This is a genomic window from Prosthecobacter gellanilyticus (assembly GCF_007992435.1).
Taxonomy (GTDB): Bacteria; Verrucomicrobiota; Verrucomicrobiia; order Verrucomicrobiales; family Verrucomicrobiaceae; genus Prosthecobacter; species Prosthecobacter gellanilyticus.
Genome location: NZ_BKAG01000002.1, coordinates 25549 through 50659 on the forward strand (window position 1 = coordinate 25549; position 25111 = coordinate 50659).

Genomic DNA, 25111 nt, shown 5'->3' on the forward strand with positions numbered 1-25111 from the left:
GCTTACGAATCGCCTTTTTTGGTGGCTGGGATTACAGACTCCCATGGATATTTGAACGGGGGAATAGTGGCCAGCAGCTCAAGTGACGATTGGTCCCCCACCGCTCGGAGGAGGCAAACCGCCATCGCTCTTTTGGCATCATCGTCAAAGATTGTAACTGAAGCACTGGCAAAGATGCGGAGTCGCTTCTGCGTGGAATCGACTATTTGGACATCAGGCTTGAAGCAAAGGATATGGTTCAAACGACTCGCGATCTCGTTCGCGAGCTGTGGATCTCCTGCGGGTGAGTCAATGCAGTCAGAGAAGAAATCGAGCATTGCTTCGACTGCTTCGCTCGTATGGAGTTCCTCCAGAAGTGAGAGAACAAAGCGCTCGTGTCCGGGCAACCCTAGGACGGACCTGAGACCCGTCATGCCGTTGCGGCAATATTCGGATGCCACTCTGGCCCATCGTGCTAACGGGACCACATGCGTGCCGTCTGGCAAGTGGTTAGCGTCACTCCAATATTCGGAACGAGCAAGTTCATCGAGCAGTTCAGGCAAACCTTCAATACGTAGCGCAGCCGCGCCAAGAATGTGTTCGACCTCTAGAGTATTGTTCGCGGCACGCCGTCGGATCGATGAAAGCGATTGTGACATAGCTCTTTGAGCATTGTATGAGGTCTTTATGCGCCCTCGAAGTCCACAAAATAGTACTGCTTATGTCCGCCAATACCGAGCTCAGTGGCCTTCGCCTCAGCCTCCTCTCGCGTGGCAAAACGGTCGATGAGAAACCGCGCGCCATTGTCGTCTTCGCGATAGAGGGCGAAGGGCAGGCCGGAGGTAGACTCAGCCGATGAGGTGAGATTGCAACGCATCTCGTTCGGCACCATCGCCCACCAGCCCATCTCGTCATGTCCCCAGGCAATCCCGAGACAATGAGCCACCGTGCGGAGAAGTTCGATTTCAGAAGCCTCCGGCCCGCCATCAAGCAGACTGCCTTCAGTGACCTGATCTGATCCGGACGCTCTCCCAGAAATCGGAATAGCCGCCACCCGACATCCAGGCCCACCAGGAACACCGCTTCGATAGTAAGGACCGTGTTTTTCCATGATCAAATAGTGAGTGAGGCTGAGAATTTTGTCATCTAGTCACTTCACGTGATGAACAAAGCCCGGCAGGTGGTAAACGCCCTTTACAAGCATCCCTTCCTTGCTGATGCGGGTCTGTGGTGTTGAGTGGTGGTGATGTTCGACTCCCTCCTGACCTTCGCACCGCTCTACCAAACTCGGGTGTGGGGAGGGCGGCGGCTGGAGACCTTGTTAGGTCGGACGCTGCCGGAGACGGACACGCCGTATGGAGAGTCCTGGGAGGTCAGTGATCGCGAGCACGAGCAGAGTGCCTTCACCCTGCCTGACGGTGGTTCGATGACGTTAAACGAGCTTTGGCTTCAGCATCGCGAGACCGTGTTTGGTGCAACGTTGGCTGGGCATCCTGCGCAGCGATATCCGCTGCTCATGAAGATCCTGGATGCCTGTGATGATCTCTCCATCCAGGTGCACCCACCGGCAGCAGTGGCTCCTGAGCTTCGCGGCGAGCCGAAGACCGAGATGTGGTATGTCCTGCATGCAGAACCCGGGGCGAAGATCTACGCGGGTTTGCGTGAGGGCATGACGCGGGAGGCTTTTGAAGAAAGTATTCGCAGCGGCACCGTGGCAGATGCTGTGCAGATGCTGGAGCCGAGGGCAGGGGACTGTCTTTTCATCCCAAGCGGACTCATCCACGCCATCGGCGCAGGTTTGGTGATCTACGAGGTGCAGCAGAACAGTGACACCACTTACCGCGTCTTTGACTGGAACCGCGTGGGCCTGGACGGCAAACCGCGCCAGATGCACGTGCAGGAGTCTTTGCTCAGCATTGATTTCGCAGAGTCACCGCCTGCTTTTCAAAAAGCGGACGCGCAGGGCAGGCTCGTGACCTGTGAGTTCTTTGAGATTCGTGAAGCCAGTATCCATGACACCACAGCGCTTGGCATAGAAGGAGAGCACCTTGTGGTGGCGATGATCGAAGGCACGATCACAGTGGCTGGCAAGACGCTGGTCGCCGGTGACTTCGCCTTAGTGCCAGCCTGTTTGAATGGAGTGAAACGTGGAATCAAGAATGCTGGGGAGGGAAATGCGCGTTGGTTGGAGATTCGCATTCCCGCTCCCTGATTCATGTCACAACCCATTCTCCCGGAAGGTCACCTCGAACGTCGCCTCGGTCCTTGGTCGGCCACGGCGCTGAACATGTCGAACATGATCGGCGTGGGTCCCTTCATCACGTTGCCTGCGCTCATGGCCACGCTGGGCGGACCGCAGTCCATGCTCGGCTGGCTGGCAGCGCTGCTCATCACCCTGCCTGACGCGCTGGTGTGGAGCGAGCTCGGCGCGGCCATGCCGGCGAGCGGCGGCACCTATCGTTGGTTACGCACGGGATTCGGCGCGGAGAAGTGGGGGCGCTTGATGTCCTTCCTCTTCATCTGGCAGCTCATCATCAGCGGCCCCATGGAGATCGGCTCGGGCATCATCGGCTTCGCGCAGTACCTGGACTACCTTATTCCCGGCATCGCCGAGAACAATCTGCGAACCTGGAAAGGCGCTGCGGTGGTGCTTGCCGTGGTAGGCATCGTCACGCTGCTGCTCTATCGCCGGATTGGCCATATCGCCAAGCTCACGGTGGCCGTCTGGATCGGCGTGATCGCTACAGTGGGCGCCGTGATCGTCACCGGCGCTCTGAAGTTCGATGCCTCGCGTGCCTTTGATTTCCCGCCCAATGCTTTCGACTGGAGCTGGGGCTTCATGATGGGCCTCTTCACCGGAGCACGGATAGGTATCTACGACTACCTCGGCTACTATGACATCTGCTACGTGGGCGATGAAGTGCGCGATCCCGGCCGCACGATCCCGCGCAGTGTCATCACCAGCCTGCTCGTCGTGGCGGTACTGTATGTGGGGATCAATCTCTCCATCATCGGCATCGTCCCCTGGCGCGAGTTCACTCCCATGCCTGGCCAGCCTGAGCCTGAGTTCGCCAAATACGTGGCCTCCATCTGCCTGGAGCGCGCCTGGGGCAGACCCGTGGCCATCGGCTTCACCATCATGCTGCTGTGGACTGCCGTGGCCTGCTTGTTTGCCTTGTTGTTAGGCTATTCTCGCATCCCGTATGCGGCCGCGCGTGACGGCACCTTCTTCGGCTGGTTTGGCAAGCTGCATCCGAAGGGCCAGTTCCCGCACCGTTCGCTGCTCCTCCTGGCCGGGCTTTCCGCGGCCTGCAGCTTTCTGAGCCTCGGCCTGGTCATCGAGACCCTGGTCGTGCTGCGCATCCTCATCCAGTTCATCGGCCAGATCGCCGCGCTGGTCTTGCTGCGCCGGCATCAGCCAGACATGCCGCGCCCATATCGCGTCTGGCTGTATCCGCTGCCCATCATTATCGCCACCGCAGGCTGGCTGGCCGTCTTCTGGACCTCGGAGGAAAAGCGCTGGTATGCGCTGGCCAGCCTCGGTGTCGGAGTATTGAGCTATCTCGCCTGGGCCAGAGGCACTCGCCGCTGGCCGTGGGCAGATGGCACCGAGTGACCCTCAACCTCGATCAGTCCTTCACCACGTGGGTGCCTGCCAGCAGATCATGGATGCAGCGACGGTCTTCACGAAAGACAAAAAAGACATCCACGAGTCCGTAGAAAGGCACGAAAGCTCCAATGAGACCATTCACGATAGCCCGCAGGATGACTGCCTTCACAAAGCCTGCATTGCTATTGTCTTCGAAGCTGGCGATGCGGATGCCCATCCATTTTTTGCCGAGGCTCTGTCCGTGGGTGCTCAGACGTATCAAGTTGTAGATGAGCAAGGCAAGGCTGTAAGCAAGGGCAATGCCCATCATCAGCATGCCTGTGCTGGTTAACTCCTCAGTCTCCTTGTCCATTTTGGACATGGCCAAGGCGAAAAGGAGTCCGGCGGGAAACACGGTCAAAACGTTGAGAAAGTAAGCTCCAAGACGTTGTCCGAGGGATGCCAGTTCGGTTGCAGTGGTCGTGGCAGTGTTTCTGCGATGATAGATAGCCGCTTGTGGCGCAGCATACGGATTGACCTCGATCGGCGGTGGCGGTGGCGCAAACGAACTGCCAGCCGCCAGTCCGCTGATGCTGTTGATCGGCTGCCAGCTTGCCATGCCCTGGGCCCAGGCCAGATCCTCCGGGCTGAGCTCGCCCGAGGAGAGTTTCAAACTGATGTCGGTGGCACTGAGCACACCGAGCTGCTGTCCGTTACGAGCGACGTGGTAGTTCATGGGCGGGGAGGGAGAGAGAAAAAATAGGCCGAACCAAAAGGACGCAGACAATCAGATGTCTAGGATCCGCCAGCCTTGGGAGTGGCGGGCGGAGCTTCTGGAGCAGGCGCGGAGGGAGTCGTCGTCGTTGCAGGTGGGGTCGTGGCACCCGGTGCTGTCGCAGGAGCTGGTGTTGTCGTGCCTCCGGGAGGCGTCCCTGCCGCAGGCGTGCCAGCGGGAGCTGTTGTCGTTCCAGCCGCTGGCACAGGCTCAGGCTTCTTGAAGGGATCTTCCCAGCGATGCAGTTCCCGACCCGGCCCCGGTCCGCCGATCTCCTTCAGATACTCGCTGCACTTCTCATGCCAGTGGGCGAGGTCTGGTGCGGTATTGGGCTTCTCCGCCGTACCGGGGAAGATGAGATAGGTCACCTTCAAATCACTCTCCGGCCGGCGATACGGCGTGGCCTGCGCATTCACGGCCTTGGCGATGAAGAGGGAGGCCTCACCCATCTTCAGAGTCGGACCATAGTCACCGCAGATGGCGGGATACATTTTGTCGCCATGAATGACCACGGCATAGTCACCGATCTGCGGCGTGTACTTGTTCGCATTGGAGTAACCACGGAAGAGCAGGGAAAGCACGATGAACGGGTCTTTTTCCGCGATGAGACTGCTGCGTGCCTTCATCTCGCTGATCTCCACCTTCAGAGTATCAGTCAGAGCCTTCAGCTCGCGGTTCTTGTCCGCAGGCAGCCCCTTCACATTGTACTGTTCCTGGGCTTTTTTGAGCCGGTCTTCCCATTTGGAGAGTAGCGGGTTGGGGTTGGTCGTTTTCTTGGCCCAGGCATAGCTGGTGAAGGGCTGGTAGTAGTCGGAGAGGTAGATATACTCATCCAGCGTGGGCATGCGGTCGCCATCAGAGCCATCTGCCACCACATCCATCTCGGACTGGATCAGCAGCGCCTTGCGCTTCGAGGTCGGGTGCGAGAGCTCCAGAATGGTCTCGCAGTCGAAGAAGTTATGACGGTCCAGGATCTTGTTCAGGCGCGTGATGTCGCGCTGGATCGAGTTCGTCTTGTTCTCATACAGCTTGTGGTAAAAGCCGGAGACCTTGGCCGTCTCCAGCATCGCTCCTAGATCCGGCAGGAAGCCGGGCAGGGCAGGGTTGATGCGGGAAAGCTCAGGCAGGGTTTGATTCGCCTTCGGCACGCGCACGCTGAGTTCGAACTCAGCCTTGTAGGCATCTGGGGAAAGCCTCTCCAGGCTGGCATAGGTACCCTGCTCGGTGATCAGCTTCGATTTGATCGTGATGCCATTGAAGAAGGTGGCCACGTCCGCGTCCTTGCGCGGGATGAAGTTGTCCGGCAGCGGTGGTTGCACCAGGACTTCCTTGATCACCTCTTTGATCACTTCCTTGGGCACCTCGATGCGCTTCTCCACCGGCACTTCCTTGGTGATCTCCTTCGTGACCACCCGGGTGGTGGCTTCCCCCGCCGCGACGATCTCCTTCAGGCCACGTTTGATCTTCCCGGCAAAGGGTGTGAACGGGATCACCAGCAGCAGCGCGATGATCACCAGCATGAGCACGCGGATGAGCGAGCTGAACATCCCGCGCTGCCGTGGCTCCCAGGGGGAAGGTCCCTGGCGTTCATTCGTACTGGATCTCTCAGTGGGGGGATTTGGCATGGCTCAGACAGTGCCTTTGTTGAATCGACGGCGCAAGACCCGGCGCAGGATCCAGCGGGGCATCAGGCGGAAAAGGCTGCCCGCGATAGTAACGCCCGTGCCCGGGAACACAGATGCCCTTCCTGTGCTCACTCCATCCAGTGCCAGAGACACCACCTGGGAGGGGGGGATGCGCAGCAGTCCCTGGCCTTCCCGGTCCGTGTCCGTGCCATCCGCACGTTTCGCCGTCTTGCTAAAGTTCGTCGGAGTCGGGCCGGGACAGACACAGGTCACCGTGATGCCTTCGCCCGCCAGCTCAACAGCCAGAGCTTCCGAGAAGCTCGTCACATACGATTTCGTCGCCGCATACACCGCGAGCGCTGGCATCGGGATCGTGCTCGCCAGCGAGCTGATGTTGATGATGCCCCCGGGACGTTGCAGCCGCGGGATCAGCGCATGGGTGAGCATGGTCAGAGCCGTCATGTTCAGCTCCAGCTGCATGCGCGTCTTGTCCGCAGCCGAACTGGCAAAGGTGCCGTAGTCACCGAGACCTGCATTGTTCACCAGGAGATTGGGCTTCAGGCCATGGGCATCCAGAAAGGCAGTCACCGCCTCACGTCCCGCATCCGTGGCCAGATCCGCCACGCAGCAGTGCACCTGCGTCTTTGGTCCGGCGAGGGACTTCTTCACCTCTTCCAGGGCATCCGCACGTCTGGCCACCAGGACCAGCCACTCGGCATGCGGGGCCAGTTGCCGAGCAAACTCAGCCCCGAGACCCGACGAGGCTCCGGTGATGATCGCACGGCATTTTTCGAGAGGGAATCCATTCGCCATAAGAGTAGGCCGTAGCAGTACACAGGCTGGTTGAGGGCGGCAACCAGCTTTCCAGGCAAACTCCTGCTTAGGACCCTCCGTCAGGCCATGAAGCCCACGGGCCCTGAAGCGCTGCCAGGTGTGTAGAAGTGACTGATGTTCGGAAACACGAGCGGCAGGTCTGTGGGCGAGACTCCGAGCCAGAGTGCCAGCTCGGCGAAGTACTCGTCACAGCTTGTCGTGGGGATGAGACGGCCACTGCCAAGGTCCAGAGGATTCACTTCCGAGCCGATGTCTGGATTCAGCGCCAGGCTGGGATACTGGCCGTAGATCTTTTTGCCGAGCACACTGCCGCCGACCACAAGCTGGTTGCCACCCCAGGCATGGTCGCTGCCCTGGCCGTTGCTGGTCAGCGTGCGGCCAAAGTCAGACGCGGTGAAGAGCGTGACATTGTTCTCCATGCCCATGGCCACGAGCTGATTGTAAAAGGCGCCGATGGCCTGGCTCACCTGCGGCAGCATGGAGTTCTGATAACTCAGCACACCGCTGTGGTGATCCCAGCCACCGAAGTTCACAAAGAAGGTCTGGCGTTTGGCTCCGAGTGCGAGATGACCGTGGCCCTGGATGGCCTTGGCAATCATCTCCAGTCGGTTGCCCACATAAGTGTCAGGGAATGAAATGGCCCCAGGCAGTGAGGCGGCGGTGGCTGTGGTAAAGGCATTGTAGGCGTCCAGAGCGGCACGTTTGCGGCCGTTGAAGGTCTGCATCAGCACGTTGGAGTATTGCTGGGCCAGCTGGCTGTCCACACCCTGGCTGAAAGCCTGCGCGGCCACGTCACTCGACTGCCAGGCAAACTCATAGTTTTCCAGCGCCACCGCACCATCCGTGGTGATGGCATACTCCGCCACGTCATGGCCTGTCTGCCAGACATTGCCGCCATCCAGGGAGATGTTCATCGGCACCTTCTGGTTGCTGTTGAGCTCCTGCAGGATGTCCGCCGCGCGTCCCGCCCAGCCGATGCCGGAGCGCTGGTGCGGAAGGCTGGTCTGCCACTGCTCCACCTGGTCAGAGTGGGAGTAGAGGCCGAGAGGAAGCTGCTTCTGCAGCGTGTTCACCTGCGTGCGGTTCTGCACACGCTCGATGAGCGTGCCCACGTTCGCCACAAAGGCAGCCTTGCTGTTCTGAAAGAGCGTGGCCACCTGCGGCATGGCATTGTGTACCGCAAAGTTGGGCAGGCCGGTGGGCTGGATGTCGATCAGCGATCCTGGCGCCAGAGCCAGATTGGAGCGGCTGGTCTGATACTGCGAATAGGCAGTGGCCTCACGCGGCACGAGCATGTTGTAGCTGTCATTGCCGCCGGAGAGGAAGAGGCAGACCAGCGCACGATACTCACCATTGGCGGGAGCCGTGACGGCGGAGATCTTCTCGGCCAGGGAGAGGTTCAGCACCGTGTTCAGCACGGGAATGGAGCTCACCGCGGCACAGCTGGCCCTGCCCAGGAAATGGCGGCGGCTTTGAGAAAACGTGATCATGGCAAAAAGGAAAAGTGGGTGGGGAAAATGAAAGGACCGCAGCGGGCTTAGCGCATCACGTTGTACTCGGCGGAAGTGACGATGTGGGTGATCAACTGGCGCAGCCGCTCGCGGTGCCATTCCCAGCTTGTGTTCGGTGGCTTGATGCGGTCGATCGACTCTCGCAGCGCCTGAAACATGCGCGGAGACATCGTGCCGCCGAGCAGGGCCATGTCGAGACGGCGGATCAGCGGATCACTGTCCATGAGCAGGTTCACATTGGGCGTGTCCTGGCCGATGTTGGCCGCAGGCACCACCATGCTCAGTTCTGGATCGATGTTGAGACGCACGTTGTAGGCGGCGGTGCCGTTGCCCCAGCGGTGAAGACCATTGTTCCCCAGCGCGTTGAAGAAGTAGTTCGCGCCCGTGATGGCGGAGCTGGCATTGATGATCTGGAACTCAGGAGCCACAAGTCCCATCTGCGTCACAGGGCCTGGAGGGCTGTGACCCGGCAGGAAGAAGTTAAACACGCTGGGCGCATTCTGCGGGTCCTGCTGATGGTCGAGATAAAACTGATCCAGCGGATAGTGGCCGGAGGTGGATGCCGCATTGAAGGCACGGGCAAAGTTCACCACGCGCATGAAGGGCTCGCGCAGTTTGCCGAAGGTGGGGGACTCCATCAGCACCGGGTTGCGCGCGTCAGGATCCATGAGGACGGCCTTGATCGTGGCCTTCATGTCACCGCGCGGCCCCACCGGGTTCGTGCCGTTGAAGGCTTCAGCGACACGGCCGATGTAAGCATTGCTTGGGTTCGAGGTGACGAAGCGCTGAATCAGCAGTCTGGCCAGGAACGGCCCCACGTTCGGATGATTGAAGAGGTTCGTCACCGCAGCATCGATGTCAGCCGTGCCTGCGGTGCCCGTGTTGTTGGCGCCGGGCGTGCGTGCAGGCGTGGTGAACCCGCCTAACAAGGTTTTAGGATCACAGTCATGGTAGGCATCCCAGATCTTCATCGGGATGAGCCGGTTGCCGTTCAGCAGGTTGTTTGGGTTGAAGTTGGCGCTGTCACCCCAGGTCAGGCCGGTGAAGACGCGGGCCAGCTCGGTGATGTCGGCATTGCTGTAGGTCGGGATGGGCTGTCCGGCATAGGCATGTCCCACGGGATAAGTCTTGCGCGTGCCGTTCGTGTTCAGCTCCCACAGGCCGATGGTGAAGAGCTGCATGATCTCACGCGCATAGTTTTCATCCGGGTGGATCTTCAGCGCGGGATTCGCCTTCTGGTTGCCGAGGTGGCTCAGATACACACCCATCACTGGATGCATGGTCACCTTTTTCAGGATGTCCAGGTAGTTGCCAAAAGCATGCTCTTCAAAGATGTCGTAGTAGTTCGCCATGCCCACGAAATCCACGGCCAGAGTCTCCGGACGGTCAGAGGTCACCAGGATCTGGCTGAGCGCAAAGGCCACACGTTGGCGCAGCGGATCTGGGAGCTGGTCCGAGGGCGAGGTCGGCGTCAGTCGCGGGTGTCCCATCGCACGGCGCCACCAGGAGTGCTCCTTGTAGTTGCCGTAAAGGGCGATGGCGTTGCCGTTCGTCACAGCCCACGCGGTGTAAGGCTGGATGTAGCCGATCGGGCGCGTGAACTGGTCATCGATCCAGGCCTCCAGGCCCATGCCCATAACTTCTTCAACATTCTCTGGATTGTTGTCCGCATCATTGCTGTCCTGGTCAGGACCAAACGCTGCCTGGATGAGGAAACGCGCGGCTTCTTTGGCGGACGGCAGTGGTGATGCATCTCCAAGCGTGGCCGTGGCACTGACCACGCTGCCGAGTGAATAGCCCGTGCCGGTCGTGGCAGTGACCACGATGTTCTCATTCCCTTCGTTCGCGGCATCATTGATCGGTGTCAGCTCCACCCACGCCTCACGAGCACCGAAAGGTATGACGATCTGCATGCCGGTGTTGTTTGTGGTGTAGTCGCTGTTGCGTGTGGCGCCACCGGTGAAGGTCAGGTTGATAGTCAGCGGCCTGATGCCCCCGGAACGGCGGATGGCAATCACCCCTTTGTCCGGCCAGTCCTCACGCATGTCACCATCGACCAAGCCCACCGTGATGGTGCTCGCGGCATTCAGCGAGTTCTGGTAGCGGGTGAGGTCCACCGTGTCATTTCGGTCGCTGTGATTCAGGAAAGGGTCGAAGCCGATGCGGATCTCCTCCCAGTTGGTTAGGCCGTCATTGTCACTGTCCACATCCAGCGCATTCAGCTTGAAGAACCAGCGGCCCTGGCCGCCGGTGGCCAGGGATTCGAGCATCGCCGTGCCGTCTCCCATCACCGTTCCCATGAGGGTGAAGTTCGCGGGATTCAGGTCCGGGCTGCCATAGATGCCGTAGGTCTTGCCCGGCTCGCTGAGCCACTGCACATCCACCGTTCCGGCAGCTCCGGCCCCCATGCCGACTTTGGGAAAGGAGCTGGCATCCAGCGGATTCGTGCCTGCCACGCTTTCGACCGAGTTCGAGTAGCTGTCGCCATCAGCATCACCCTGCGCGGGAAGGCTCAGGGCGCCGTAGTGGATTTCCCAGATGTCGCTCTGCTGGTTGGTGTTGGAGTCGATCGCCAGCAGGGGCTGGGATGCGAGAAAGAGTACAGGTAAAAACCTTTTCATGAACAGGTGCGGGTGGTCGGGATGACCGGAACCCTGCTCTGAAACACGGGGAGTGAAATAGCACTCTCGGATTATGCGTGAACGAGTTACGTCGTGGTTCGATGATAATCAATCTCTCCTGCGCGTTTCAGTTCCTCGATAAAAACGGCGATGACCTTGTCCCGGCTCTGGCGCTCCAGGGTGCCTGCCGAGATGCAGATGGGCGCAGGCTGCGGCTTCAGCGGCTTTAGCACAATTCGTTCGGGGATCAGGCAGGCGATTCGCTCCACGACGAGGGCCACTCCGAGTCCTGCTTCCACGGCACTAATCAGGCTGGTCACCCCATCACATTCACTTGCTACTCGCGCATTGATGCCCTGGCTTTTGAACCATCCCGTGATCATCGCCCAGTAGTCGGGATACTCGCGCTGGTTGTAGATCACCAGCCGTTGCTCATGCAGATCCTTCGGCCCCAGGCTGGCTTTGGCGGTGAGCGCATGCTGTCTCGGCACCGCCACACGCCAGGCCTGCTGCTGCAGCGTCACCCAGGAGATCTCCGGCACCTCTTTGACGGGCGGCACAGTGACCACCAGATCCAGCGCACCCTTTTGCAAACCTTCCACCATCTCCAGGCTGCTGAGATCAGAGAGCTCCACGCGCGCTTTCGGATGCAGCTGGCTAAAGGCCTCCATCGCGGGTGCCAGGATGCCTGCCGTGAGGGAGGGGGAATATCCCACGCGGATGGTCTGGGCCTTCGCGGAAGCACGGATGCGGTGCTCCAGCATGTCCGCACGCTCCAGCAAGCCCTTGCCTTCACGCAGCAAAAGGTCTCCGGAAGCCGTTAGCGAGAAGGAATGCGCGCCACGTTCCAGCAGCGGCACGCCGAGCTCGTCCTCCAGAGTTTTGATCTGGCGGCTCAGGGCCGGCTGCGTCATTCCAAGCCGCACCGCAGCCTTGCTGATGTTGCCATCTTCGGCAGCGGCGATGAAGGAGCGGAGCAGTCGGAGTTCCATGAGATGCTGCTGAGCATACGCGGGCTGCATCCTGAGGCAAACAAGACCGTATTGGCGGCAGCGGACGTTTCAGAGCAGTATCGTCTCGTTATGAAACTCAACCTTCGCCGATCCCAAGAACGCGGCCACGCCAACCACGGCTGGCTCGACTCCTACCACACCTTCTCCTTCGCGGACTACTACGATCCCGAGCACATGGGCTTCCGCAGCCTGCGCGTGATCAATCAGGACGTCATCGCCGGAGGTGCAGGTTTCCCTACCCACCCTCACCGTGACATGGAGATCTTCAGCTATGTCCTCTACGGCGCCCTGGCCCATAAGGACAGCATGGGCAATGGCCGCGTGCTTGAGCCCGGCCAGATCCAGCTCATGAGCGCGGGCCGCGGTGTCACTCACAGTGAGTTCAACCCCTCCAAGACTGATCCCGCCAGCCTGCTGCAAATCTGGATCCGCCCACGTGAGCCAGGCCTGAAGCCCAGCTACACCGAGTGGCATCCGAAGCAGGAGCATGACACCACCGCCAAAGTGCTGGTCATTTCTCCGGACGGCCGCGAGGACAGCGCCACCATCCATCAGGATGCTGATGTCTACCGCGTGCGTCTTGGCTCGGGTGAATCTGTCACTCATGACCTGAGTGCCGGACGTGGAGCCTGGTTCCAGCTCATCACCGGCACGGCCACGGTGAACGGAACCCAGCTTCAACCCGGTGACGCTGTAAGCACGGAAGATGCCGGCACGCTGACCTTCACGGCCAGCGCCGATGTGGAAGCCCTGCTCTTCGACCTCGGATAAGGTAAATCAAGGTTCCCCTTCGATGCTGAACACCAGTCCCTCTGGCCAGCCGAAGGGGGACAATCCTTGATTCGTCACCGGCTTGAACCACAAGCCGCCAGTGACCGTAAAGCCCGGTGTGGCCTCGCTCCAGTTCAAAACTGTGGCGAGGCTTCCTGCTTTGCCATCCAGCAGCTCGTAAAAAGGCATTTGGTTAGACTCCAGGAGATCACAGGTAGCCGTGACCTTGGAGCCATCCGTCAAAATGCCAGCCAGCGTTAGCACACCCGACTTGGCAAGCGTGCCTTTAAGCATGCTTGCCGCATTGCCGGGATATCCCAATGTTCCTGCCACAGGATTCACCTGGGTCAAAGTGACCTGATACTTTCCACCATTGCCTAACAAAGGAGAGTTCGAAGCAAGCAGAGCACGCTTCCTTGCACCATTGAACGCACATAGAGGTGCCACGCCGGTGCGTGTCTGCTCACCCACATGGCCCGTCAAAGTGTGCATCGCCAGATTGATTTGAAGACTGAGCACAAGGCTGGCCCGACCTACCCGTGGGATGATCAGCGAGATCGAGCGCTCCTTGCCAAATCGCGCGCTGCCATCGGGATGCAGTTCTCCCGCAAAGGGATACTTCACCTCACCGAGTTGCAGACTTCCTGAGAGCAATGCCGCCGGCGTCAGGTTGAGGCTGATGATGCCATGACTCTCCTGCAGACGCGGAACACCGGCATCGGAAACAACCAGCCCTTGATAGGCGCCTGCGTTGGCCGTGCCCACGGCTGAGCCGGCAAAGTTGGCGCTGATCACCAGTCCTTCGCTCATCGTGAAGGTCAGAGACTGTGACGGTGTATTGATGCTGGGCCCTGACCAATGATCGAACAGGAAGCTCGTCTTGGGCTTGGCCGTGAGTGTGTAACTCTTGCCCACCTCAAGCTGTGAAAGCTTGCCTCCGGGAGTGATGCTGACATCGCCACTACCCGCAGGCAGAATGTTCACGGTCAGTGGTCGCAAAGGTACAAAGGTGAACTGACTGATCACTTCATTCGAAATCAACCCACGCGCATCCACCGCCCGTATACGAACCGTGTTGTTTCCAGCCAGGGCAGGGACTTCAGCGGTAAAGGTTCCGCTGGTCCCTTTGGCATCGAGGGTGGTCACCACATCGGTGAACGAACCGTTGTTCAAGGCCACCTGCACCTTGCCCAGGCCTTTGTCATCACGGGCCGTGCCCTTGAGAAGCACGTTTGCCAGCACGATGCGCGCCGCCTCGCTGGGAGTGGTCAGTGATACCGTCGGAGCATTCGTATCCTCTTCCAGGATGGTGACGCGTGCCTGGCCCACCCCTTCAATGCTTGTTCCACCCGTCGGGTTGTCGAGCTTCACCGTGAAGTACTTATGGATCTCCTTCCGGTCATCTGGCGTGAGTCCGATCTGCACCTCCCGGGCATCTTCCCCATCAGCGAACTCCACGATGACCTCCTGGGCTTGATAGTCGCCGGGAGAAATGGCGCTGCCGTTGCTCGTGCTCAGCCTCACGCTGGCAGCGCCAGTCCGTGTCCCAGTGCGCACTACAGTGACGGTCACGCTGCCATCGGCTTCAGGAGCGGCAAAAACATTGTTCGCGAAAGTAAAATGGCTGGTTCCTTGGGAATTGACCCTGACCACGAGGCTCGCGCTGTTGTTGCTGCGGATCATCTCACCACCTCCTGCCACCGTTGCAGAAAACGGCATGTAGTTCGGAGCCGTGGACCATGTGTCTACGATCAGGATCAAACTGCTTGTCTCGCCAGGCTGCAACGGCGTGCTTCGCCTGGCCGTGGTGGAACCATCAGGATTGAGGTGCGATGTCCAGCCTGCGGCCATTCCCAGCAACACCGATTGCGCTCCGACTGGCAGAGGGCTTGTCACCTCGATGAGGCCGCTGGTCGGCGCGCTGCCGATGTTTTTGACTGGCACGACCAGTTGGAAGCTTCCTCCCGCGAATGGGAAGGACGGTGGGTTGAGCGATACGGTCAGATCAGGCGCCGGGCTCACGTCAAAGACCGCTTCCACCAGAGCGCTCCATTCATCATTCTGCCGGGCTCTGACCTTCAGCGTGCGGCTGCCCGTGCCGGTGAGGAAAAGTGGTGTCGGGGTGTCCGTGCGCGTCACACTCAGAGACGCCTGGAAGCTCACGTCACTGCTGTCCGGCGCGGCCTGATGCACCTCGGCCGCGAGCACATTGGTGCCCGTGACCAGCAGCGCCGGATCGATGTTGAAGGTGAAGAAGGCACTCTCATTCGGCGCGCTGACATTGGTGTAGTAGTTGTGAGCAGCTGTGGCTGGCATGTTCGGCGAGCGGGCCACTTGCGTGCCGTTGAGATAGAGGATCACACCATCGTCATACTTCACCTGCAGCGCTGCGGCCGTCAGCCCTGTGGCATCGGCGATCTCGAAAGACGTGCGGAAGTAGGTGGTGGCATTTTTCTGCATGCCGGCGGCCGAGGCATTCGCATCCACAAACGACACTATCGTGGCTTCATCCCCATCTCCATAGCCCAGTTCGCCTGGGCCGCTGCTCCAGGTGCTGTCATCAAAAACAGATGCTCTCCATGCACTGTCTTGATCGCTGCCATCTGCGAGATACTTCCATGTCTGAGTGAGCGGCACCGCCTGGATCGTCGAGGTGCTGCTGGTGTAAACCTGCGCCGCGGGGTTCAGAGTGCCGCCGATCTGGCGCGGGTCGCTGCCATCCAGCGTGTAGTACATGATGCCGCCATGCCCGGTGATCATGAGTTCAGATCCGCTCGGGAACGGACCGCCGTTCTGTGCAAGTTCAGGCGCATCGAAGCTGGGGTACAGGTCATCGGCGCGAAGCTGCGCGATCACACGGCTCCCGCGTTCCGGGACATAGTTCTCGATCACATAATCCACCGCGCCAATCCAGTTCAGGCGGTTCAGCGGTGTGTCGTTCCCGCGCTTCGAGTCACCCCAGCGGGCCGACTCCGCGATGATCACCTTGTCCAGCAGCGTCTTGCGTGCCCGCATCCTGGTCTGGACATTCTCCGCAACGAGCGCGCCACCGCCAAACAGGTGCTTTTGCACCCGGTCCGCCCACATCATGCGATACTCAAGGTTCGGCCTGAGATCATGATGAATGAACATCGGATTGTAGGTGGAGACATCCGCCGGGTTGCCATTGGCAAAGGGGCCGGTGCGGTCCTCATCCACATTGAAAAAAGTATGCTCGAAGTCGTGCGCGAAGAACCGGAAGCCTCCAAAATTGCCCGTGCGGTTGCGGGACGCGAACCAATTGTTGGCTCTCGAGTCTCCGAGGAAGGCGGACGTGGCGCCATCCAGGTTGCCGCTCCAGAAGGTGAGCAGCATGTAGTCGATGAGGTTGTCCACCTCCAGCAGCACAGGATCGCTGGTCGCTGTCACACCATCCGCCGCCTTGCCGGAGATGGCGAAGAAGTTCGCATTGCTCGGATCGGCTGAATGCGCTCGCGCTTTCACTCGCAGTTGTTCCCACGCGTCCAGATTGCCATCGGTCACACCGGTGACGTAGCCCTGGTCCTGCTCGCCCTTCACGGTGTCATAGTCATCCGCATCTCCGCCGATGTAGCTTTCTGCAAAGTTCGCCTCAGGTCGTTCATCGCTGTCGTAGATGCCCCAGTACTGGCCATTCAGATAGAGATGATAGTAGCGGCTCTTGCTGTAAGGCTGGCCCATGGCTCCCTGCAGTTCACGCGTGCTCTCCTCGCGGATAAAAGTATTGTTGCCATCCCCGCCGAAGGACCAGGAGTAGTTCTGCGCCGTGCGGAGGTCGATCTTGTCAAAGCTGGACACACCTTCATTGCCAAAGAGCGGGTAGTTCAGTTTGGACGCACCATACTCACTGCGGAAGAAGAGCCTCAGCGCATGCTTCGGATTGTCACCGCTGCGGCTGAAGCCACCACGTAGTCGCAGACCGCAATTGATGTCGAAACCGCCGTTCGGTCCGCTGTCACCAATCAGCTCCACCGAAGCCGGGCGCTCCCACGCCTCGCCACGTCCATACGGATTCACCCAGATGCCCGTGTCTTGTGAAAATAGGTTAGGCAGATCCGTGACGATTGAAACCGTGGGGATGGATTTGAGCGCAGACTTGACCTTGTCCACACCGCCGATCTCCGGATTCGTGCCGTTTACGATGTCCGGGTCCATGCCATAATCGGACACCTGTCCGTTCACCGTTCCCGCAGGCCAGCTCGTCGACGGCCGCGCACCGTTCGCAGACTGCCGGATCACGTCATTGAGGAAGAAATAGCTCTGCGTCAGCAGTGCCGAAGGTTCGTAACCACTCCTATAACCGATCGCGCGTACGATGCTCGTCTTGCTGATGGCCACAGGTCCGTTGTAAAGCGTGCCATGTGTGGCCGTGGGCGTGGAGCCATCCAGCGTGTAGCGGATGCTCGCACCTCCAGTGGCCGTGGTGATGGCGAGCGAGATCGGCTTGTCGTAGAAGCCGTGCTTCTGGCTGAACACAAGAGGCGCCACGATGCCATCAAAGGCAGGCACACCATTCATGGTTCCCGGAGTGGCTGTGATCGCTGTGTCACCAGGGCGGAAGAACACCGCATTCGCCGCGAGTCCTGCCGTGGTGCTGAGTTCCGGCAGGATCAGGAAGGAGGAATCTGAAACCGAGTCATTCATGCCATGAATGGCCAGCACATTCGTGCCACCGGAGAGCAGAGAAATCTGCGCGGACAGATCAATCACTTCCTCGGTCAATGTTTCTGCTGCCGAGCGTGTGGCGGTCGCCGTGGAATCAAAGACTGGTGTCAGCGGAGCATTCCGGCGTGCGATCTCAGTGCCGTTCAGCCAGGCTACAAAGCCATCATTGTAGCGCATTCGCAGCGTCATCCCGGTCAGTGATCCCACGCTCGTGACGGTGAAGGGAAGCCTCGCATAGCAGCCAGCACGCTTGCCCTGCATCGCCGACTGCAAATTCGTGCTGATGACGTTGCTCGCCGTGCTGATGGAGCTCGGCGGATTCGTGACGACAGGCAGCCCTCCCGGCCCGCCCACAAGTTTGAAGTCTGCATTCCAAGCTGTGTCCGTGCCTGCTTTGGCAAAGAACTCCACGCAGTCTCCACCGCCACCTTCCCACATGATGATCTCCACCGTGTGCGATCCGGCGGTGAGGTTCACAGGCGCGCTCAGATTGTCCAGCGGACCATGATTGCTGTCATCCGTCATCACTGCGACTCCATCGATCTTGATGCGGCCGCCATCGTCCGAGTTCAGACCGAAGACATAGTTTCCAGCCACGGGAATGGTGATGATGCCCATGGCCTTGAATGCATAGGGCTCAGCGGTGCCATTCGGCAGGGAAAGGTTGTCGCCATAGCGCCCTTCAGCGCCATCGCCGAGGTAGTTGATATAGGGTGCGATCACCGTCGCCTCGCTCAAAATGTTCCCATGACCCTTGGGTAGAGCCAGCAGAGCCTCACAAGCCGCGATGCTGAGCACGGCCCCAAAGGCAGGTTTGGAGGCGACCTGGCGCACCGTGAAGCCGGGCACGCCGACTCCGAAGCCAAGGCCTGTCTTTCCCTTGCTCCAGGAGGCGTCATTGAACTCTTTTGCCGTCCACGTGGTGCCGAGCGAGTTGTTCGCAGGCAAATGATACTTCACTGCAGCGCCCTGGACCAAAGCGGGACGACCGCTGAAGTGAATGCCGTAGCTCTCATCGTTCGCGAGGGCTGGGAACATGGGGGAGAACTCATGCTCGATCGTCACGCCATCCGGTCTCACCAGCGCGAGATACTCACCCCCAGCCAAAAGGTTGAAGTTCGTGTGCAATGGCTGTCCAGGCACGCGCCGGTTCTTACTGCTGGCCCAGACTAACAGCAATTGCTTCGGTCCAAGCGTGACCGCTGGGAATCGCCACTTGGCGAGATTGCTGGCGCTGTCCGTGAGGCACCAGTCCGTGAGGTCGACCTCAGTGAGTCCGGGATTGTAGATCTCCAGCCAGTCGGAGTAAGCACCATCTTCATCGGTGATGGTGTGCTCGTTGTTCGACATCACCTCGGAGATCACCAACGTGAGTCGTGGATTAAACTTGGTTCGCAGCTCCACCACGCCACTCAAGCCTGTGCCACTGATGACCTTGGGCTTGGCCGTGAGAAAGTGCCCGAAGCCACGCCGATGCTCGCCCTTCTGCAAAATGACACCCGTGAAGCTGGCAAACGCTCCGGTGCCTAAATCAAACTTGCCGGTGTATTGTCCGGTCTTGGCGGTGAGTTTCAGTTCATAACTCGGATCAGAGGCTGGAATTTTGGTCACGACGTTGGTCGGCGTGATGGCGAGCTCTTTCCCGAGAAGGCCGACGAGACCACCTTGGGCAAAGCTAAGCAGTGCATTCGCCCCCGAAACCTCAGCAAGATCCGGTAGCACACTCTCTCCCACCGGAACCGTGAAACGGGCCCCGATCAACGAAAGCGTGACACCTTCAGGCCAGCCAAATGGATAGTAATGTGCGTCAGCAATCACAGGCTTGAACCAATGCATCGCCGTGCCGCTGACATCCGTGTCCGGGCGGGTGTGATCCACGTGCAGCCAGCCGTTGATCGAACCCGCGCCTTTCTCCAAGGGAACGAACAGCGGCAGATCCTGTCCTGCGCTCAAAGCCGCACTCGCGGTGAAGCTCGTCCCATCCGCCAGCACGCCTGCGATGGCGGCCGCACCGCTCTTGCTGACATGGATGGAGCCGATGGAGTCACCCTGTGGAAACTGGGAGGCAGTGAGGCCGTTCGTCTGTGCCTGCGCGGGCATGGCCCAGGTATAAAAGGTGTCCGTGACCGAAGTCGCAGGCGTCTTGCCATCATAGGCGTGACGGTTCACCTCTAAGGTCGAAAGCGGCACCGAACCTTCGCGTGTCTGACGCCGCAGAGTGCCTGTGATCTTCTTGCTGCCAGAGAGGCTTAGGTCGGCGGCAAATGCGAGCACATAGCCTGCCCTGGGAGAACGTGAGAGCAAGGTCGAGATAGCGAGCTCATTGCCAAAGCGTGCCGTGCCCGCTGTGTCCAGAACACCGTTAAAGGGAAGGTTGGTGCCAGCGATCTGCAGAGTGCCGCTGAAGCTTCCGCCAGGGGTCACCTTGATCTTGATGGCACCTTCATTGTCGTGAGATGGAGTGGTGCCGCCATCCGCACGCACAAGACCGCTGAAATCTCCAATGACGGAGACATGGAAAGGATTGTCAGCAAAGTTCGCCGTGATGCTCAGACCTTCGGTCATGGTGAAATTCAGTGTCGTGTTCAGCCGCTGGGCATCGCTGAGTGTCAGTTGGGGAGAGGACCATCCATTCCACACTTTGCCGGACACTGGTTTGGCGGTCAGTGAATAGCTTTTGCCAAGTTCCAGGGCCGTCAGCGCTTCGTTTGGTTTGATAGACACCGTGCTGCTGCCAGCTGAGACAAGGCTCAGGGTGAGCGGACGCTTCACAACATACGTAAAACTGCGCAGCAGCTCATCCGTCTCATTGCCACGGAAGTCGGAGGCTTTGACGACGAGGTTGTTCAACCCAGGCGTGGGTGCCAGTGGTAGCGTGAAGTTCGTTTTGCCGCCATTACCAGGGGTGAGTTGGGCATCGGCAAAGCTGCCGTTGTTGAGCTTCACCTGCACACGCCGCACCTGTTTGTTGTCAGAGACCTCGCCAGATGCACTCACGGCACCCTCATCGATCCGCTGGTTGGGCTTGGGATCTTTGAGGGTGAGTTTCGGATCTGCGCTGTCGGGCTCCAGAAGAAACACGCTGGCCGTGGTGATCGCCCCCAGAGCTGCATCGCCCGTGGGTGCGCTGATCGTGATGTTAAATGTTTCGTTAGGCTCGTTCGCGTTGTCTCCGAGCAGCGGCACGAGCACGGTGCGGCTGATCTGGTCATCTGCAAAAGGCACAATGGCATTCACGCTGGTATAGTCGCTTCCTGCGGAGGCCGTGTCGTTGCTCGTCGCAAAAGTGACCATCACCTCGCCAGTGCGACCACCCGTGCGCGTGAGATTGATGCTCACGGCCACATCTTCTTCATGGGCGATGTAACTTGCGGAACTGAGGGAGATGACTCCCGGCCCTGCGCCAAGCACGGAGGTTGTGGCGCTGGCCGAGTTGTTCGCGGCAATCGAATCACCACCACCGCTGACATGGGCCGTGCTGATGACCGAAGTCGGAGCATTGGTGGCGATGGTAACGTTCAGTGTCAGCGGCGGGTAGCTCTGGCCTGGAAGCAAGGCATCACTCCGCGTCGCGCTCACCGTAGCACCTGTGCCCTGGGTGATGGTCCAACCAGTGCCTGTGAGAGATGTTGCAGTCAGGCCCGCTGGCAGCGTTTCAGTGATTGCGACCAATCCTTGGGTGTTGCCAGTGCCGGTGTTGGAAACGTTGATCGTGTAGCTCGCGCTGTCACCTGCTTGGAAAGTGCCATTCGCCACATTGGTGATCGCCAGATCACTGGTCAGCAGCTCCGTGGTGGCTGCTGTTGTCGAGGTGTTGTTAGTGAGATCACTTTCGATCAAAAGGGTGAGAGGTATCTGGCCGATCACCGCAGCTCCAACAGGCGCGGTATAGGTGCCATCCGCACTGGCAGTCACCCGCACGGTAAGCGTGGCGCTGCTATCCGCAATAAGTGAACCATCCAGATGGACCACACCAGAGTCCTCGCTGGCATTGAACCCCGCACCGCTGGCACTCACGAAGCTCAATCCTGCGGGAATCGTGAAGCTGACGCGAACCGACGGCGCATCCGAGAGTCCTTCATTGCCCGCGATGATCGTGTAATCAAAGCCTGCGCTGCCGGTGAGCGCATTGGCCGGTGCACTGAGGCTGACCTTGAGGTCCGCAGCGTGATTGACGTCGAAGCTGGGAGTCGTGGTGGAGCTGTTGTTGGCCTCATCCGACTCATCCACCAAGCTCAGCGGATCCATGACCAAAGCTCCGGCGGGGATGCTGTAGGTGGCGGCGACTTCTGTGACGACCTGTACCGTGAAGGTGGCCTGCGTATGGGCCGCAAGCGTGCCGCCGCTGAAGGTCAGCACCTGACCTGCGATGCTGCTTTGAAATCCAGCCGAGACAGCACTGTCACTGACGTAGTTTAAACCAACGGGTAGAGTGAGTTGCCCGCCCACTTGATAGGCCGCGCCGCCTCCGCTGTTGTGAACACGCACATGCAGCAGAAAACGTTCACGCGTGTAGGGCAGGGAAGGTGGCGGAATCTGCGGGCCGAAGCCCGATGGGCCGGCCACCTCGGCCAGAAGGTCAGGGCGCTGCGGCGCAAAGGCGATGCCGCGAAAGGCTTTGTTCGTATCGGCTGTTGCGATCAAGGTCGGCATGCCGCTCAATGTGCCTGTGCTGCCACTCGTGTCTGAGAGGCTCACGATCTCGCCACCACCAGTGGCCGTCCCGCCACCTTTGCGCACGGCATAAAGGTTGACTCCAGGACTTGGGAGTTGAAAAACGCTTGCTGTTAGGCCTCGATACGCATCTGCCGCAGCGCCAGCACTGCCGCGTGCCGTCCATGTGGTGCCATCAAAGCTGTATTTGAGGATGCCACCATTGGTGGCCTCATCATCAGCGATGTAGAGTGTGTCGACACCAACCACGGTCTCACTCAAATCAAGCAGCACAAAGGCGTTCGGGCTGAGATTCACGGGATAGCCCGGCAGATTGGTGATGATTTGGCTCGCCGTGTTAGGCAGTCCCGAACCCACCGGACCGAGACGAGCCGTCGAACCATTGCCTGATGAAACATAGAGCTGCCCATTAAAGATCCCAGGCTGGCGGAGGTTGTTGTTCGTGGTGCTGAGTTGCAGTGATGTCGTGGCTCCAAGCGCGGCCACATGCCGCACACCACCGGTGGTACTGTTGCCATTGCCTGCGACCCAGAACTGCGCGCCATCCGCGGAGCACACACCACGGAAGTTGTTCGCGCTATACGCATCCGTGAGGCCTGTGCTGGTGTCGATACCCCCCAGCGCATCCACGCGACCGATCACACGATTCACAGCACTCGATGCAGTGCCGGTCAGCGATGAGGAATGCGGCGGCGTGGCATCATAACCCGGCAGCACAATGTATCTGCCATCCGCCGAGAGAGTCATCTGGCCTTCCGAGCCCGCCGTGCCGCTGGCGATGAGCCTCTTCTGCATGCCGTTCACCGTCGTCGGCAGGGCGATGGACTGCACCAGCGTGCCCGTGGGTGTGTATTCATCCAGGAAGACCGGATTGCCCGTGTTGACCAGCGAGCCCGTGCCGGTGCCGATGCGATAGATGACGAGATTTCCTGCGGCGAAAGGCGCGGCCAGCAGACGTGCAGAGACAAAGTGAATCGAGGCCAGCATCAACGCTGCCAGCCACATAGGGGGAAGGTTTTTCATGAATACCGTGACAGATTTATCACGAAAGACGGTGCGGTGCGAGTCCCGCGAGAAGGGACTTCACTCTCCCCTGGCGAGGCTAGCCGGCCATACGCAACAGACATGCTCAGGCCAAGGAACCTGCATTTTGCAACACGGCACTTCTCGGGAAGCTTCGGTCCGTCAGAGAAACCTAAACACGCAAAACCTCAACACTATGAAACTCACCTCAAACATCGCCGCCGCCCTTCTTGGTCTCGCCTTCGTGACCTTCGGGCTGAACTTCTTCCTGAACTTCATCCCCATGCCGCCGGACAATTCTCCGGCCGACGCTCCTCACAAACTCTTCATGGCTGCCCTCTACCCCACGGGCTACCTGACTTTTGTGAAGGTGCTGGAGATCCTCGGCGGCGTGCTCGTGGCCCTGCCGAAGACTCGCAACTTCGGTCTCCTGGTCCTTGGCCCCATCGTGATTAATATTCTGGCCTTCCAGATCTTCCTCACCAAGGGCGCAGGCCTGACCCAGCCTCCGGTGATCGCCGTGGCCGTCCTTTCCGCCTTCGTTCTCTTCACAGAGCGCAAGGCTTTCGCCAACCTGCTCAAGGCCTGAGTCGCTACAAGCCGCGGGGCCGTATGTCTTCACGGCATCGGCCTCATCCCTCCCGGTCTCTAAACTTCACCCTTTTTTGCTGTGATGAATACCGCCATCCATCCTGGAGTCCGCATTGGCCACGTGCATTTGAAAGTGGCTGACCTGGAGCGCGCGCTGGCCTTTTACTGCGGTGTGCTCGGGTTTCAAATCACCCAGCGCTACGGCACCCAGGCCGCCTTTGTGTCCGCTGGGGGCTACCATCACCACATCGGCCTGAACACCTGGGAGAGCAAAGGCGGCAAGGCACCGCCTCCGGGCACCACGGGACTCTACCACGCCGCGATCCTGTATCCTGATCGAGCCTCTCTCGCTGATGCGCTGAAGCGCCTGATCCAGCATCAAGTCCCCCTGGATGGTGCCTCCGATCATGGCGTGAGCGAGGCCCTCTATCTCCGCGATCCTGATGGCAACGGTCTCGAGCTCTACGTGGACCGCGAGCCCGCCGAGTGGCCTCGCGATTCTCGCGGCGAAATCGCCATGACCACCGGGCCGCTGGATCTCGAGTCGTTGCTCAAAGCCGCTCCTCTGTGAGAGCCGCCCCGCTCCATCCCACCTTCGCTTCCTCTCATTTCCCCCAAACCGCACCCTAACTCAAACCCGCAACGCACCCACTCCTATGAGCCACTACCACCAACTCTTCACCGCTGAAGATGCCGCTGTCGTCTTCATCGATCATCAGCCCCAGATGACCTTTGGCGTGTCCAACATTGATCGCGCCACCTTGATCAACAACGTCACCCTTCTCGCCAAGGTCGCGAAGGAGTTCAATGTCCCCACCGTGCTGACCGCCGTGGAGACAGAGAGCTTCTCCGGCTACCTCTGGCCCCAGCTCCTGGATGTGTTTCCCGGCCAGCCGGTGATCGAACGCACCAGCATGAACTCCTGGGATGATGCTGGTTTCCGCAAGGCCATCGAAGCCACAGGCCGCAAGAACATCATCATGACCGGGCTCTGGACCGAAGTCTGCGTCACGTGGCCGACGATCGAGATGATCGGCGCCGGATATAACATCTACGTCGTGGATGATTGCTGCGGAGCCACCTCTCCCGCGGCTCATGAGGCTGCGCTCAGCCGCATGGTGCAGGCCGGTGCCACACGTCTCACCACCATCCCGGCCCTGCTGGAATTCCAGCGCGACTGGAAGAACCGCGAACATTACAACAACCTTATGGGCATCCTCAAACAGCACGCCGGAGCCTATGGCGTGGGTGTGGAGTATGCCTACACCATGGTGCACAAGGCACCTCAGTCCGCTCAGTCGCCTCATGTCGTGACCGGCGGAGCCAAGCATTGATAAAACTCACCGTGAACAGCGCGGGCGGATCCTGGCCAGCCGCACAGCCCGCCCGCGTCTTGTTCTCTGATTTTCACCCCTTCTTCTC

The 25111-nt window shown here is 59.7% G+C and carries 15 protein-coding genes; 6 read left to right on the forward strand and 9 right to left on the reverse strand.

Going from position 1 to position 25111, the window contains the following annotated elements; all coding sequences use genetic code 11:
- Positions 1 to 2 precede the first annotated feature (2 nt).
- Together BGE01nite_RS01555 and BGE01nite_RS01560 are read right to left on the reverse strand one after the other, a co-directional pair.
- On the reverse strand, positions 3 to 638 hold the full coding sequence (locus tag BGE01nite_RS01555) for a hypothetical protein (protein WP_146848507.1): 636 nt from the start codon (positions 636 to 638) through the stop codon (positions 3 to 5).
- A gap of 26 nt (positions 639 to 664) precedes the next feature.
- Positions 665 to 925 (reverse strand): hypothetical protein, encoded by a 261-nt coding sequence (locus tag BGE01nite_RS01560; protein ID WP_218032871.1) that lies wholly within the window; start codon positions 923 to 925, stop codon positions 665 to 667.
- Positions 926 to 1225: 300 nt separating this feature from the next.
- On the opposite strand from BGE01nite_RS01560, the gene BGE01nite_RS01565 reads away from it, so the two are divergent.
- Positions 1226 to 2191 carry a type I phosphomannose isomerase catalytic subunit gene (locus BGE01nite_RS01565; protein WP_146848508.1) on the forward strand — a complete coding sequence of 322 codons (966 nt, stop codon included), beginning with the start codon at positions 1226 to 1228 and terminating at the stop codon, positions 2189 to 2191.
- A gap of 3 nt (positions 2192 to 2194) precedes the next feature.
- Complete coding sequence (locus BGE01nite_RS01570) at positions 2195 to 3595, forward strand: APC family permease (RefSeq protein ID WP_146848509.1); 1401 nt, start codon at positions 2195 to 2197, stop codon at positions 3593 to 3595.
- Between the two features lie 13 nt (positions 3596 to 3608).
- Here BGE01nite_RS01570 and BGE01nite_RS01575 read toward each other — a convergent pair whose 3' ends face one another.
- The 6 genes from BGE01nite_RS01575 to BGE01nite_RS01600 all read right to left on the reverse strand — a co-directional run bounded on the left by BGE01nite_RS01575 (position 3609) and on the right by BGE01nite_RS01600 (position 11926).
- Positions 3609 to 4304: an RDD family protein gene (locus tag BGE01nite_RS01575; protein WP_146848510.1), complete on the reverse strand. Its 696-nt coding sequence runs from the start codon at positions 4302 to 4304 to the stop codon at positions 3609 to 3611.
- Positions 4305 to 4363: 59 nt separating this feature from the next.
- Positions 4364 to 5968 carry a glycoside hydrolase family 75 protein gene (locus tag BGE01nite_RS01580; RefSeq protein WP_146848511.1) on the reverse strand — a complete coding sequence of 535 codons (1605 nt, stop codon included), beginning with the start codon at positions 5966 to 5968 and terminating at the stop codon, positions 4364 to 4366.
- Positions 5969 to 5971: 3 nt separating this feature from the next.
- Positions 5972 to 6781: an SDR family NAD(P)-dependent oxidoreductase gene (locus BGE01nite_RS01585; RefSeq protein ID WP_146848512.1), complete on the reverse strand. Its 810-nt coding sequence runs from the start codon at positions 6779 to 6781 to the stop codon at positions 5972 to 5974.
- A gap of 80 nt (positions 6782 to 6861) precedes the next feature.
- Positions 6862 to 8292, reverse strand: a complete 1431-nt coding sequence (locus BGE01nite_RS01590; protein WP_170266519.1) for a DUF1501 domain-containing protein — start codon at positions 8290 to 8292, stop codon at positions 6862 to 6864.
- A 47-nt stretch (positions 8293 to 8339) separates the two neighbouring features.
- Positions 8340 to 10934 carry a DUF1800 family protein gene (locus BGE01nite_RS01595; protein WP_146848514.1) on the reverse strand — a complete coding sequence of 865 codons (2595 nt, stop codon included), beginning with the start codon at positions 10932 to 10934 and terminating at the stop codon, positions 8340 to 8342.
- Between the two features lie 86 nt (positions 10935 to 11020).
- A complete protein-coding gene (locus tag BGE01nite_RS01600) occupies positions 11021 to 11926 on the reverse strand; it encodes a LysR family transcriptional regulator (RefSeq protein WP_170266520.1) in 906 nt (301 codons plus the stop codon).
- A gap of 90 nt (positions 11927 to 12016) precedes the next feature.
- On the opposite strand from BGE01nite_RS01600, the gene BGE01nite_RS01605 reads away from it, so the two are divergent.
- Positions 12017 to 12718: a pirin family protein gene (locus BGE01nite_RS01605; RefSeq protein ID WP_146848516.1), complete on the forward strand. Its 702-nt coding sequence runs from the start codon at positions 12017 to 12019 to the stop codon at positions 12716 to 12718.
- A gap of 6 nt (positions 12719 to 12724) precedes the next feature.
- Here the strand turns inward: BGE01nite_RS01605 and BGE01nite_RS01610 are convergent, their stop codons facing one another.
- Positions 12725 to 23098, reverse strand: coding sequence for a Calx-beta domain-containing protein (locus tag BGE01nite_RS01610; RefSeq protein ID WP_146848517.1), 10374 nt, complete (start codon positions 23096 to 23098; stop codon positions 12725 to 12727).
- Between the two features lie 196 nt (positions 23099 to 23294).
- Between BGE01nite_RS01610 and BGE01nite_RS01615 the strand changes: the two genes are divergently transcribed.
- From BGE01nite_RS01615 to BGE01nite_RS01625, 3 genes are all read left to right on the forward strand, one after another.
- On the forward strand, positions 23295 to 23687 hold the full coding sequence (locus BGE01nite_RS01615) for a hypothetical protein (protein WP_146848518.1): 393 nt from the start codon (positions 23295 to 23297) through the stop codon (positions 23685 to 23687).
- An 84-nt stretch (positions 23688 to 23771) separates the two neighbouring features.
- Positions 23772 to 24260 carry a VOC family protein gene (locus BGE01nite_RS01620; RefSeq protein WP_146848519.1) on the forward strand — a complete coding sequence of 163 codons (489 nt, stop codon included), beginning with the start codon at positions 23772 to 23774 and terminating at the stop codon, positions 24258 to 24260.
- Between the two features lie 85 nt (positions 24261 to 24345).
- The gene (locus tag BGE01nite_RS01625) at positions 24346 to 25023 is read left to right on the forward strand and encodes a hydrolase (RefSeq protein WP_146848520.1); all 678 of its coding nucleotides are present in this window, start codon (positions 24346 to 24348) and stop codon (positions 25021 to 25023) included.
- Positions 25024 to 25111 lie beyond the last annotated feature (88 nt).

Excerpts from the sequence above, each read along its gene's own strand:
- BGE01nite_RS01615 (WP_146848518.1), top strand. The coding sequence starts at position 23,295 with ATGAAACTCACCTCAAACATCGCCGCCGCCCTTCTTGGTCTCGCCTTC.
- BGE01nite_RS01600 (WP_170266520.1), bottom strand. The coding sequence starts at position 11,926 with ATGGAACTCCGACTGCTCCGCTCCTTCATCGCCGCTGCCGAAGATGGC.
- BGE01nite_RS01595 (WP_146848514.1), bottom strand. The coding sequence starts at position 10,934 with ATGAAAAGGTTTTTACCTGTACTCTTTCTCGCATCCCAGCCCCTGCTG.
- BGE01nite_RS01570 (WP_146848509.1), top strand. The coding sequence starts at position 2,195 with ATGTCACAACCCATTCTCCCGGAAGGTCACCTCGAACGTCGCCTCGGT.
- BGE01nite_RS01585 (WP_146848512.1), bottom strand. The coding sequence starts at position 6,781 with ATGGCGAATGGATTCCCTCTCGAAAAATGCCGTGCGATCATCACCGGA.
- BGE01nite_RS01575 (WP_146848510.1), bottom strand. The coding sequence starts at position 4,304 with ATGAACTACCACGTCGCTCGTAACGGACAGCAGCTCGGTGTGCTCAGT.
- BGE01nite_RS01605 (WP_146848516.1), top strand. The coding sequence starts at position 12,017 with ATGAAACTCAACCTTCGCCGATCCCAAGAACGCGGCCACGCCAACCAC.
- BGE01nite_RS01620 (WP_146848519.1), top strand. The coding sequence starts at position 23,772 with ATGAATACCGCCATCCATCCTGGAGTCCGCATTGGCCACGTGCATTTG.
- BGE01nite_RS01565 (WP_146848508.1), top strand. The coding sequence starts at position 1,226 with ATGTTCGACTCCCTCCTGACCTTCGCACCGCTCTACCAAACTCGGGTG.
- BGE01nite_RS01625 (WP_146848520.1), top strand. The coding sequence starts at position 24,346 with ATGAGCCACTACCACCAACTCTTCACCGCTGAAGATGCCGCTGTCGTC.
- BGE01nite_RS01555 (WP_146848507.1), bottom strand. The coding sequence starts at position 638 with ATGTCACAATCGCTTTCATCGATCCGACGGCGTGCCGCGAACAATACT.
- BGE01nite_RS01610 (WP_146848517.1), bottom strand. The coding sequence starts at position 23,098 with ATGAAAAACCTTCCCCCTATGTGGCTGGCAGCGTTGATGCTGGCCTCG.
- BGE01nite_RS01590 (WP_170266519.1), bottom strand. The coding sequence starts at position 8,292 with ATGATCACGTTTTCTCAAAGCCGCCGCCATTTCCTGGGCAGGGCCAGC.
- BGE01nite_RS01580 (WP_146848511.1), bottom strand. The coding sequence starts at position 5,968 with ATGCCAAATCCCCCCACTGAGAGATCCAGTACGAATGAACGCCAGGGA.